The organism is Kitasatospora sp. NPDC087271 (genome assembly GCF_044744605.1).
Classification (GTDB): Bacteria; Actinomycetota; Actinomycetes; order Streptomycetales; family Streptomycetaceae; genus Kitasatospora.
The window spans coordinates 510,130-522,641 of record NZ_JBIUYQ010000001.1 but is presented as its reverse complement, the minus strand read 5'-3'; the positions used below and the strand labels follow the sequence as shown (position 1 = coordinate 522,641).

6 protein-coding genes are annotated in these 12,512 nt (G+C 70.0%); 3 read left to right on the top strand and 3 right to left on the bottom strand.

The window, feature by feature from the left end:
- The first annotated feature begins 40 nt into the window (after positions 1-40).
- The 3 genes from ACIO9K_RS02200 to ACIO9K_RS02190 all read left to right on the top strand — a co-directional run bounded on the left by ACIO9K_RS02200 (position 41) and on the right by ACIO9K_RS02190 (position 2,754).
- Complete coding sequence (locus ACIO9K_RS02200) at positions 41-1,162, top strand: serine hydrolase domain-containing protein (protein ID WP_400326202.1); 1,122 nt, start codon at positions 41-43, stop codon at positions 1,160-1,162.
- 264 nt (positions 1,163-1,426) lie between these two features.
- Positions 1,427-2,395 carry a DUF4331 family protein gene (locus ACIO9K_RS02195; RefSeq protein ID WP_363624404.1) on the top strand — a complete coding sequence of 323 codons (969 nt, stop codon included), beginning with the start codon at positions 1,427-1,429 and terminating at the stop codon, positions 2,393-2,395.
- A 116-nt stretch (positions 2,396-2,511) separates the two neighbouring features.
- Positions 2,512-2,754, top strand: a complete 243-nt coding sequence (locus tag ACIO9K_RS02190) for a helix-turn-helix transcriptional regulator (RefSeq protein WP_400326199.1) — start codon at positions 2,512-2,514, stop codon at positions 2,752-2,754.
- A 42-nt stretch (positions 2,755-2,796) separates the two neighbouring features.
- On the opposite strand, the gene ACIO9K_RS02185 is transcribed toward ACIO9K_RS02190, so the two are convergent.
- From ACIO9K_RS02185 to ACIO9K_RS02175, 3 genes are all read right to left on the bottom strand, one after another.
- Positions 2,797-3,171, bottom strand: coding sequence for a hypothetical protein (locus tag ACIO9K_RS02185; RefSeq protein WP_400326196.1), 375 nt, complete (start codon positions 3,169-3,171; stop codon positions 2,797-2,799).
- A 353-nt stretch (positions 3,172-3,524) separates the two neighbouring features.
- Positions 3,525-3,899 carry a hypothetical protein gene (locus ACIO9K_RS02180; RefSeq protein WP_400326193.1) on the bottom strand — a complete coding sequence of 125 codons (375 nt, stop codon included), beginning with the start codon at positions 3,897-3,899 and terminating at the stop codon, positions 3,525-3,527.
- Between the two features lie 140 nt (positions 3,900-4,039).
- A complete protein-coding gene (locus ACIO9K_RS02175) occupies positions 4,040-12,451 on the bottom strand; it encodes a ricin-type beta-trefoil lectin domain protein (RefSeq protein ID WP_400326190.1) in 8,412 nt (2,803 codons plus the stop codon).
- Between the last annotated feature and the right edge of the window lie 61 nt (positions 12,452-12,512).

The window sequence follows — 12,512 nt, the reverse complement described above, 5'->3', positions numbered from 1 at the left end:
ACTGCGCCGCGCACATCCCACCGCGAGACGAGGAACGACCATGACCAGCACCCTCCACACCGTCGAGAACGACACCGCCCAGGACCGCCCGGAACTGCAGCAGGCCACCCAGGAGTTCGTCGACGCCGGCTTCGCCGGGATGCAGCTGCGCGTGCACGACGAGCGCGGGGAATGGGTCGGCAGCGCCGGGGTGCGCAAGCTGGGCGAGGCCGCGAAGCCGCCGGTGGACGGGAAGTTCTGGGTGGGCAGCACCACCAAGACCTTCGTCGCGACCCTGGTGCTGCACCTGGTGGCCGACGGCACGATCGGGCTGGACACCCCGGTGGCCGACCACCTGCCGCAGTTCGGGCTGGACCGGCGGATCACCGTACGGATGCTGCTCCAGCACACCAGCGGATTGGCCAGCTACACCGGCGACCTCGAACCCGACGGAACGTTCGTACCGGGGATCCCCGCGATGGGCAAGGAGTGGGTGGACAACCGGTTCCACAGCTACCGGCCCGAGGAGCTCGTGCAGTTCGCCCTCTCCAGGCCGGCCCGGTTCGAGCCGGGCACCGACCAGAGCTACTCCAACACCAACTACACGCTGGCCGTGCTCCTGATCGAGCAGACCGGCGGCCGCCCGTACGCCGAGGAGATGCGGCGGCGGATCCTGCGGCCGCTCGGACTGCGGGACACCGTGGTGCCGGGCGACTCGCCGGAGCTCCCCGGGCCGCACGCCCACGGCTACTACCGCTACCAGGACGGCGACCAGTGGAAGGTGGTCGACGTCGCCCGCCAGAACCTCTCCCTCCTGGTCGGCGCCGGCGACCTGATCTCGACCACCCGGGATCTCCACACCTTCTTCGCGGCCCTGCTCGGCGGCAAGCTCCTGCCCGCCCCCCTGCTGGACGAGATGCGCACGCCGCACGGGATGCTCGGCTACGGCCTGGGCCTGTTCGTCCAGGACCTCGGCCCGGACGGCGGCACCATCGTCCACCACAACGGCGGCGCCCCCGGGGGCTACGGGGCACTGATGATCAGCACCCCCGACGGCAGCAAGACCCTGACCGCCGGGCTCACCACCGGCGACTCCGCGTCCGACCCGGCGCAGGAGTTCCCGAAGGCGCTGGACCGGCTCATCAAGGCGGTGTTCGGCGGCGGCGAGCGGGCCGAGGGCTGACGGGACTGCGTTTCGGCACGTGGAGTGGGAAGTCGGCGGGGCCGACTTCCCACTCCGTTCGTCTTGAGGGGTGGTGCCCCGGCGCGCGGTGGTGGTGAGGCAGGGGTGAAGCGCGAAGCCGCGCTCCGGAACGCGGGCTGCGCAGTCGCGTCGGCGGCGGGCCGTCGGCGTTCCATCGTGCAGTGACCGCCGATCGGCGGACGGACGGGCGGAGTGCGGGTGTCGTCGGGCCGGTGCCGGGTGGGGGCTGCTACCAACGGTCCCATGTCCCATCACCTCAGCGGCCCCAACCTGCGCTCCCCCCGGGGCGACGCGCGGCTCGACCTCACCGACGTGTTCGCCTTCCCGGCCGCCGACGCGCCCGGCCGGACCGTCCTGATCATGAACGCGAACCCCTACGCCCCGACCCAGGCGGCCGAGTTCCACCCCGACGCCGTCTACCGCATCAACATCGACAACGACGGAGACCACCGCGCCGACGTCGCCTACTCCTTCACCTTCTCCGCCCCCACCCACACCGGCGCCCAGACCGTCACCGTCCACCGCGCGACCGGCGCCGCCGCGCAGAAGCACGAGCCCACCGGGGACGTCCTGTTCTCCGAAGCCCCGGTCGCCTTCGGGGACGCCCCCGACGTCATCGAGGCGAACGGCCGCAAGCTCTCCGTCGGCCTGCGCAGCGATCCCTTCTTCGCGGACCTCGAAGGGATCGTCAACGACTTCACCTGGACCGGCAAGGACGCCATGGCCGACGCCAACGTCTTCGGCATCGCCCTCGAAGTCCCCGACAGTGACCTCGGCCCCGACCCGACGATCGGCGTCTGGGCCCGGGTCAGCCTCCGCCAGGACGGTCAGCTCGTCTCCGTCGACCGTGGCGCGCACCCCTCCCTCACCGCCTACTTCAACAAGGAGGAGGTGAAGGACGCGTACAACGCGGGCGAGCCGGCCGACGACTGGGACACCTACCGCGAGGCCTGGACGGCCGTCCTCCAGCACACCGGGGACTACACCACCGAGGCCGCCACCGAGACCCTCAAGCTCGTCCTCCCGGACATCCTCCGCTACGACCGCTCCCGCCCCGCCGCCTACCCCAACGGCCGCACCCTCGTCGACGACGTGACCTCGGCCCGCCTCACCATGGTCTCCGGCGGCAAGATCACCAGCGACCACATCCCCCCGCACACCGACGTCCTCCCCGTCTTCCCCCACCTCGGCCACCCGCACCCCGTCAAGTAGCGAGTCAAGTGGCCGGACGACAAAGCGGCGGTCAAGAATCCTTGACCGCCGCTTCGCACTTCCCGCTCTGATCATGTGCCAGGCTGTGCGCCCCCACCCGCGTATGAGGAGGTTCGGTGAACCACGCGCGCCCCCTGATCGAGGACTTCCCCGCCCACCCGGACGGCGACCCAGCCGGTGCCCTCGCCCGCGCCGTCCGCGAGCGCCGCACCGCCCTCGGCCTCTCCGTCGCGGACCTCGCCAAGCGCGCCGACCTCACCGACGCCCAGATCCGCGCCGTCGAGGCGGGCCACGCCGCCCCCACCCTCCCCCTCCTCACCGCCCTCTCCCGGGCGCTGGAGGTTTCACCGAGGCCGTGAGCGCGGCGGCACGCGGCTGGGAGAACCCGGTCCGGCCTTCCTTCAGCGCTGCTCGAACACGCCCTTCTCCCAGTCCGAGAGATCGCCACGGAACCGGCGCTGGTCGACCCAGGTCCCCTCGGGCAAGGGAACCCGCAGGACCAGCTCCCGCCCGAACCACGCGAACGAGAAACGGACCTCGCCCCTTTCGAGCACATCCACGAAGTCGAGGATCCGGTGCGCGGGGACGTCGTCGAAGACGTAGTCCTCGAAGAGGACCCGGGCCACGTCGAGGCGCGGCGGCAGCATCACCAGGTAGAGGTTCCCGGTCAGGGTCTCCAGGTGGACGTCCACCAGCTCCGGATCGCCCGCGACCTCGACCGTCTCGCTCCCGGCGAACCGCCCGGACCGATGGGCCGCTTCCAGGAGATCCTTCACTGAGTGCCCTGGGGTCAATTCTTCCTGTCCCATATCTTTCTCATTTACTGACTGTCACTCGGCAATTTGGTCGACGACTTGCCAGGCGAGTTGGGCACCTCCGGTCTCGAAGCCCTGGCGGATCTTCTGCAGTGTGGCGTGGATGTCCTGCCACGACTGGTCGCTCTCGGGCCAACAGTCCAGGTAGAACGTCGATCCTTCAATGCCTGGCGGCCAGGTCGAACCGTCCTTGAGGTCGGACGTGGTGCCAACCTCGATCTCTCACCCATCGGCGAAAATGGCGAATGGCTTGTGGCTGTAGGTGTCCAGGGCAGTAGCGGTGATCCCGACTCCTTGCCAAATATCAGGCGAACTCAGCAGCTCTCTTCGAGGTACAACATCGATAGACCACTCGCCGAGACAAACTCGCAGGCCTCGTAGCTCGGCCCCACAGATGCGTGAAGCCTCGTCCCGACCTCGCCCCAAACCTCGCTTCGTTCAGCCTTGGACACATGGCGGAACCGCGAGCCGGCACCTTCGCCGACGATCACAACATCGGCTGTCGTCATCAGTCGCTTGGCCAGGCGCGGCTGCAGGCGACTCCGCACTTTGTGCCATTGCTGGCCTTCATCGTCAGTGAACTCGTCCAGCCCGGCGGGCGAGGGAACGCCGGCGCCGTACCAATCGTCGGAGGGCGGCATCGAGGCGACTAGATCGCGGAAACTCTGAGATTGCGGCTTCTTCGGCATCCACCCATTCTTGCAGCACAGGTGAGCCCTGTCTCCCCTAAAGCGGGGGAGACAGGGCTCACCTTGGGTGTCCTTCAGGCCCTTGGGTAAAGGATCCCTGCGAACCGATCTTCAGTTACGTTCTACAGCCTTGGTTGGTCTTATCTCTTCCCGTGGCGCCTGACAATTGCCTTTTTGATCACCTTCGGGACTCGGAACCGATAGTGCATCGTGACTCCGATCCTCCCCCGGCTGTCCAGGTAGTCGACGTGCACGTGATCACCCGACTTGCAGACGTCACGGAACCGGCAGCGGGCCCCAACAGCGGCGTCCGCACGGGCCTTCGCCTCGGCTGCCTTCCGGCTCGGGAAGAGCTTCGGGAACCACCGCTCGGTCAGGGTCGGTGCCCTGGGGATGGGGCGGGCGCAGTTGTGGACCAGAACGGTGTCGCTGTCGGTCGCTACCCAGAATGTGTGCAGGTCCGCGACGTTGAGGTTGAATACCAACTGGTCGGCGATGTAGCCGAGGTCCGTCGTCGAGCGGACAGTGGCTGGAGCACCGTCGGTCGCGACCAGGAGGTCTCCGGCCTCTACCTTGCCGGCCTCGACCCAGCCCTTTCCGAGAACCCGCATCGGATGATTGGCCGTAGCCGTCAGCGGGGCCGTTGAGGAGTTGTCGTCCGTTTTGATCTCAACCAGATGCCTGGTGCCGTAGCCAGTGATCACCTCCAGTACCGGCTCAGCGCGGGTCTCTCCCGTGTCCGGGTCGGTGGCCGCTACGTAGTCACCAATCCGAAGGTTGCCGATCGCCTCATAGCTCCCGTCCGCCATGAGGACCGGGGTGTCTCCGGTGAAGGAGTTCCCAGTGAGGAGGCACGACTCTGCCGCGACTCGCCGGAAGGCCGTCTTGGCGACCGGGGCCGCCCTGCTGGCCTTCGCGGCGACCCTGGTCGCCTTCACCGCTGTTGCCGCGGCCTTGACCACAGGGCCCGCGCCGACGGTCTGCGCGACCGCGGTGACGGCCATTTCGGCGGCCTTCTCCCAGTTGCCGGTCGCCGCATAGGAGACCGAGGAGACGGCTGCCGCCACCGCACCGATGGGGCCGGGGATGTAGGACGCGACCTCGGCGACCTTGGCGACGACCTCGACCGTCTTCTTCAGCCACTTGGGCATGCCCCAGTTGCCGTCGAGGTCGGTGCAGTTGATCGGGTCGCCGGTGCAGTAGTCGTACGGGCTGGCGTTGCCGCCGGGGACCGGGTCGACCTGGAGGAAGCGGCCGAGGGCCGGGCTGTACAGGCGGGCACCCATGAGGATGTCGCCGTCCTGCGCCTCGGCGGAGCGTTCCTTGCCGCCGAGCCAGCCGTAGCGGACGTTGGCCTGGCCGTCCTGGGGGATGCCGAACTCGTCGAAGTCCAGCACCACCGGCTTGGTGAGGGCGGTGTCGGTGGTGACGACCACCGAGCCGAACAGGTTGGTGAGTTGGAGCTTGACGTCACCGGTCTTGCTGGTGGTGGCGACCAGGCTGGCGTCCGGCCCTGTGACGTTGCGGGTCAGATTGCCCTGGGTGGTGTCCTCGATGGTCCAGCGGACGTGGTCGGAGTCGTCGCCGTAGTGGTTCAGCTTCGACGTGGCGTTGGCCCAGGTGCCGTCGGCCTGCTTCTTGCTGGTGGTGAACGCGGTCAGGCGGTGGGCGGCGTCGACGGCCCACTCCTGCTTGGTGTCCTCCTTCTCCTGGGCGGCGACGCGGTCGTTCGCCCAGTAGGTGTTGGTCGCGCCGGTGGCCGTCTTCACGGTGCGCCCGAAGGCGTCGTAGACGAAACCGGCGTCGGTGAGCCGGTCGGCGCTGTCGTAGGTGTGGTTCTCCGCCGTGGCCCCGGCCGTGCTGCACTCGCCGGCCGCCCCGCGCGGGGAGGTCTGCTTGGACAGGCGGTTGGAGTGGGCGTCGAAGGCGTACTGCCGGGTGACGCAGCCGGTGGCGACCGTGGTCTGCTCGGCCTTCACCAGCCGGCCGAGCCGGTCGTACTGGTAGGAGCGGGTGGCGGTGGAGCTGGTGTCCTTGGCGACCTGGCCCTGGGTGGACATGTCGGCGGTCTGGGCCCAGACCACCGTGTTGTCCGAGGTGCGGGTGTAGGTGCGGCCGGTCGCCTCACCGACGGCGTTGAAGGTGTCCTTGCGGACGATGCCGCCGGGGTAGGTCTGCTCGACCAGCTGGCCGTCCGGACCGTACTTGGCGGTGAACTCGCCCGCCACGCTGTCGGTCACGGAGGTGACCAGCCCGCGCGGCTCCTTCGCCCGGTCGTAGCCGTAGCCGGTGGACCCGGTCGGGTCGCTCACCTTCACCGGCTTGCCGAACCGGTCGAACTCCGTGGTGGTGGTGCCGCCGTCGGCGTCCGTGTAGGAGATCAGCCGGCCCAGTTGGTCCATGACCCGGGTCAGGGACTTGCCACCGGAGGTGGTCTTCACCGCGTCGCCGGTGGCCGGGTCGTACTCGACGGTGACCTTCGGCAGCGGCTTGCCCTCGTCCGAGGTGATCTCGGTCGAGACGATCCGGTCCAGCTCGTTGTAGACGGTGACGGTGGTGCGGGACTTGCCCGCGTTGGTCTCGGTGACCTCCTCCGGCTCGTTGAACGCCGAGTACCGCGTGACCCGCTTCACCGGCAGGGTGGTGGGCATCCGCGAGGCGTCGGCCCCGGTGACGGAACCGCCCGGCATCGTGACGCAGGGCAGGCCCGCCCACTCGGGACGGTTGGCGCACGCGGCGTCGTCCGCATTGGTCCCGGCGGTGTAGAACACCGACTTGACCGTTCCGGCGTCACCGCCTGTGGAGCCCGGCTTACGGGATTCCAGCGCCCGCCCGGAGGCGTCGAACTTGACGTAGGCGATCAGCTTTGCGCCGAGGGCGTCGGTGGTGACCGAGGTCGCCTTCTTCAGCGTCCAGCCGGGGGTGCCGCCGATCGGAGCGTCGTAGCCCTGCTTGGTGACGCGCAGCTCCACGTCGTCGGCGTAGCCGTCGATGCGGGCGCCGTCGGTGGAGGTGGTGACCAGGTGGTAGGTCTGGCCGTCGGGCTTCCCTTCGTCGTAGGTGTTGGTGTTGTGGTCGCGGGCGACGACCGAAGTCCCGGCGGCCAGAGTCGGGTTGACGGTCGCCTTGGTGAGGGTGACGGTGTCGATGCCGGTGTGGAACCGCTCGCCGCTGCTGGCCGCGTTGGTGTCGACCACGGTGAGCTTCAGCTCGTGGTCACCGCGCGTCAGCTTCACGGGTGTGCCGGTGGTGTACGGGGCCACCGCGGCGTTCACGCTGTAGGTGTCGATCCGCTGGCCGACGTCCTTGCCGTCGATCGCCCACTGGATGACGCCGTGGTCGCTGTTCTTCGTCAGCTGGCCGGAGAGGACGTACTCGCCCTCCTCGGGAACGGTGACGCGCATGGCGTCGAACGCGCCCGCCGCCGTGCCGCGGATGGCCAGCTGGGCACCGCCGGACCAGGTGACGCCGCAGCAGTCGTTGTCGATCTGGACCTTGGCGTTGGTCCCGAGCTGCGGCAGCTTCTCGGCCTCGGCCGTGACGATGGCCGGGTTGGTCTGGCCGTTGACCTGCTCGGAGAGCGAGGCGCGGTAGACCGGGCCGAGGGCCTCCGTCACGTCCAGGCCGTCGGCCGTGTAGACGGTGCGGGAGTCCAGCAGCCGGGCGCGCGAGACGGAGTCGGCCGTCGTCAGGTTCAGCTCGGCGGCGAGCTTGTCCGCGTCCGGGTGGGTCCCGAGCGCGATGGAGCGGTTGGTGGCCGACAGGGCGCGCACGACGTGGCCGTAGCGGTCGTACTCCTTGGTGTCGATGTCACCGCCGGGTGTGATGGACGGGGTTGCGGTGTTGACCTCGTTGCCGGAGGCGTTGAGGTAGTGGACGGTCGCGGGCTTGTAGCCGTCCGGGCCCGGCTTGGCGGCCGAGGCGGTGTTGGTGCCCGGGTCGTCCTCGGGACCGAACACTGCGGTGGCGTCGGTCGGCGCATCGGTCTGCGCCCACTTGGCCACGTCCGAGCCCGCCAGGTCGTACGGACCGCCGGCGCTGCGGGTCAGTGGCACCTCGTAGACGACCGACGTGGCGTTCTCGCCGGTGACCTGGTCCTTGCTGCCCGGCGCGAGCGTGCCGCGACGGACCTTGAGCAGGCGGCCCGGGTCCTGGTCGGCGGCGGCCTTGCCGTAGTCGAAGTTCCACGGCAGCTCACCGGCGCTGCCGATCCGGGTGACCCGGCCGGCGTCGTCGTAGCTGTACGAGGTCTTCAGCGGGGCGGCCAGACGTGGGTCCCAGACCTGGGCGAGGCGGCCGCGGTCGTCGTACGCGTAATGCGCGACCTCGACGGCCTCCTGCTTGGAGGTGGTCGGGTTCCACGTCCAGACCTTCACGCCGCGGACGCGATCCAGGTAGTCACCCGGGGCCGCAGCCGTGGCGGTGGTCGCCTTGGCGTAGTCGTACTCCATCACCTCGCAGCCGCGCGGCAGCGGGTCGACGGTGCAGCCGTTGACGTCGTCGACGCCCGGCTCGACGGCCGGGACGACGCGCTTGACGAGCGAGCGGCCGTCGGTGGTGTCGTACTGGTAGCGGGTGGTCGAGGCCGCGTCGGGCCCCGTCTCGCTGACCACCTGGTAGATGCTCGAACCGGCCTGGCGGGCGAAGACGGTCTTCGAGCCGTCCAGCCCGCTCAGCTCGTAGGCGGTGCCGGCGGTCTGGATGTCCCAGACCTGGTTGGGGCCAGCCCAGCAGACCCAGATCGAGGCGCCCTTGTCGGCGTCCAGGCACTGGCCCGAGTGGCGGTTCATGACCGTGCCGTTGGTGCGCACCTCCCACTGCTGGTTGTCGCCGCCGTTGCAGCCCCACAGCGTGAGCGGGGTGGCGTTGCCGGTCTGGCCCCAGGGGTTGTCCAGGCAGTAGCCGAGCAGGCGCAGGGTCAGGTCGTCCCCACGGGTCCACTGCTGGTTCGACGCGCCCGTGCAGGCGGCGGGCCGCAGGCCGGCACCGTTGCCGGCGGCCCCGTTCGGGACCTCCAGGCACTGGCCGCTGGCCGACAGGACGATCGCACCGGACTTGGCCGGAACGGCCTTGAGCGACAGCGACTCGGCGCCCGGCTCGGGGAAGAACGTTCCGTCCGTGCCCTTGGCGAAGGTCAGTGAGGTGTCGTCGTTGCCCTTGATCTCGACCAGGTCGGACTGCGGGAACGACAGCGCGCGGTAGTCGGAACCGGCACCGGCATCCGGACCGCCGGCCCACTGCGGGCCGAACGGGGCGACGATCTCCTTCAGCGACAGGTCGTCGAAGAAGACCTCCTTGCCGCTGCCGGCGGTGTTGCCGTTGTAGAGGCGGAACCAGGCCTCGGTGGCGTCCTTGGGTACCGTCAGGTCCAGCGTCAGCTGCTGCCAGCCGTCGGTGAACGACGCCTTCGGAGAGGCGGTCTCGCCGTAGCCGGCCGGGGTGCGGTAGACACCGACCATCCGCAGACCGCGATTGGCCAGCGGGTTGTCCAGGCCGGTCGCGCCGGGGACGTAGATCCAGCCGGTGAGCCGGTAGGTCTTGCCGGGCTGCATGCCCTGGCCGAGCGTGTACTCGGGGCCGAGCGCGGCGAAGGAGTCCCATCCGGAGCCGGCCGGGACGACCAGGAGCGAGTCGGGCGAGTTGTCGTGGCCGCGGACCGTGGAGCGGGACAGCGTCGTCTGCCCGGCGGTGAAGCCGGTGAGGTCGGTGCCGATCTGACGTTGGTTCAGCGTCAGGCGCTCGCCCTGGGGCTGCCAGCCGCGGCCGGTATCGCGAGAGGAGGTGGCGCGCTTGACCGACAGGCCGCGTTCGTCGGCGTCGGTCACGTCGGTCGAGTAGTCGCCGGTGAGCAGGTTGACCGAGCCGGGGCCGATGCCGGCGCCGGCCGCGCCGTCGGCGTTGCGGTCGACCGTGATGGTGTTCCAGACGGTGGCGTAGCCGTTGCCGGAGCCGTCCTCGGGGAAGAGGAGGGCGCGGACCTGGACGACGCCGCCGACCTGGCCGAGCGTGTCGAGGACGCTCCAGTTGGCGTGCGGGCCGAGGTCCGCGAGCCGCGGCTTGTCCTCGGTGACCGCGGTGTTGTCCGCCTTGGTCAGGTTGGTGCGCGGGACGTTGTACTCCGCGGCGCCGGGGCCCCGGCGGTACTGGTAGACGACGCGCTGGAACTGCGCCTGGGCGTCGACCGCGAGCTTGACGCGCTTCGCGGACTGGGTGCCGTTGACCGGCGAGCTCATGCCCGCCTGGCCGACCTGGAAGGTGTACGTCGCGGGCGGGGACAGGTTGCCCGCGCGGTCCTTGGACTGCACGCTGAGCACGCGCCGACCCTCGGTGGTCGGCGTGATCGACGTGGTCAGCGCGCCGGTGGCGGCGACCGTCACCGGGGTGCCGCCGTCCAGGGTGTAGACGTAGGCCGCGGTGTCGTCGGTGCCCGGGGCGGGGGAGAAGGTGAACGACCCGGCCTGGTTGGCGGTGCCGTGCCAGAGCCCGTCCGCCGGGTAGTCCGCCGAACTCACGAACGGCGTACCGGGCTTGACGGTGTCGGCGATGACGTTGGTGCCGACCCAGCCGGAACGGGACTTGCCGTCGTCGAGCATGGCCCAGATCGTGTACTGCACGCCCTCGTCGAGCTTGGCGATGCCGTAGTCGGAGGGGCGGACGGTCGCGATCGCGCCGTTCGGGGTGTCCCGGACGATGGTGCCGATGAACGTGCCGCCGCGCCACAGGTCCAGGTAGACCTTCAGCGGGTCGCCGTCGGGGTCGGCCGCCTGCACCTGGAAGCGCGGGTTCGCGTCCGAGGTGTAGCGCGGGTTGCCCTGCTGGGACGGCTGCACCTCCACCGTCGCCGGGGTGGCCGGGACGGTGTTGTAGGTGATCGAGAGGTACGGAGGCCAGTAGCCCTCGGCGGAGCTGAACTTCTTCCAGGACAGGTTGCTGGACTCGTCGGCCGCCTTGAGGGCGAACCCGTATTCGTTGTGGCCGAACCCGGCGAAGTACCGGATCATCTCGGTGACGTCGGCCTTGGCCCAGAACGTGCCGTCGGAGGCGTAGCAGTCGTGGGTGTCACCGTCGTTCGCCACGTCGTACGTGTCGTTCGAGGTGGCCCACTTGCGCTCCATCGCGGGCTGGTTGCCCCAGCGGGTCCACCAGGCCGCGCCGGGCGCGTTCCAGACCTCCCACTGCTTCGGGATGCAGGACGAGGAGTGATGGTTGGCGAGGTTGAGCGTGGCGCCCAGGATCTGCTTGCCGTTGAACGACCCGCCCGGGACGGTCAGGAACGACCGGGCCACGACCTTGCCGTCGTAGCTACCCAGCTTGAGGTCCGTCGACGAGGAGGCGTCGATGTTCTCGTTCGTCTGGACGTAGGTGTCGAAGGTCGTGCCGACGTCCACCACCGGGTCGACGGTGACCGGGAACTGGGTCTTCGGGTCGGCGAGGAAGGCGGCGTCCGGGGTGAACACCAGCTCGGTGTCCGCGCCCTGGCCGCGCACCTCCATCGTCACCGGGCCGCGGTTCAGGTGCTCCTGCGAGGCCGGGTCGACCGCGGCGTCCCACATGACGGGGGTCGGGATCTTGACCGTCGCCTTGCCGGTCGCCTTGTCGAGCAGCTGGATCGAACCGTCCTGCTGCGGCGAGATGGTGAGCCCGGTGGTGTCCAGCGGGAGCGTCACCGTGCCGGTCTGGGCGACGGCGGAGCGGTCCTTGACGATCAGGAACTGCTCGAAGCCGGTCCGGGTGGCTTCGAGGACCAGGTCGACACCGGGGCGGGCGTTGACGTAAGTCGCCTTGTTGCCCTCCAGCTTGGGCTTGGGCAGCTTGCCCAGCCAGCCGAACTTGACCTGCTGCTCGCCGGAGCCGATCCTGACCAGCTCGCGCTCGGCGGGGACCGGGGCCGGGGCGGACTGCGGGTCGGCGGCCGGGGCGGCGGCGCGGGCGCCGCTGCGGGAGGCCCGGTTCGCTTCGGCCGAAGCCGAGGCTGAGGCTGAGGCGGACGGAGACGACGACGGGGACGCGGAAGCGGGGGCCGTCGGTATCGCACTGGGCGACGTCGCCGGTGCCGTGGTCGGCGCAGTGGTGGCTGCGGCGCTCGGAGCCGTGGCCGGAGCAGTGGTCGGTGCGGTCGTCGATATCGCGGCGCCCGGCAGGCTGTCGCCGACCGTCACCCCGGCGTCGCCGCCCTCGAAGACCACCCCGCCCGGGTGCGCCTTCGGCGCCACCTTGCCGTCCGGGGTCTGCACCAGCGTGGTGTCGACGGGCACCCAGGCCTCGCCGACCTTCATCCGGATCGGGCCGGTGGAGCGGTCGGAGGTCAGCGTGCCGTCCGGGTTCGCCCACAGCGTGGTGAACTCCGTCCGGGCGTTGGTGACCTCGATTCGCCGCTTCTGCAGCCGGGCCGAGAGCAGCGCCGAAGCCTCGTCAGGTGCCTCGGTGGCGGGAGCGGCGGGCGGAGTGGCGGGTGTGGGCGCGGCGGCGGCCGGAGCGGCTGTCACCGCGTCCACCACCACGCCGGCCTGCACCAGCAGGCCGAGCGTCAGGAGCGCTGATACGGGGCGCATCCGACGCGTAGAGAAGGCCCCGCCCGCAAAAGCGGACGAGGCCCGAGACCGTCGTTTCATC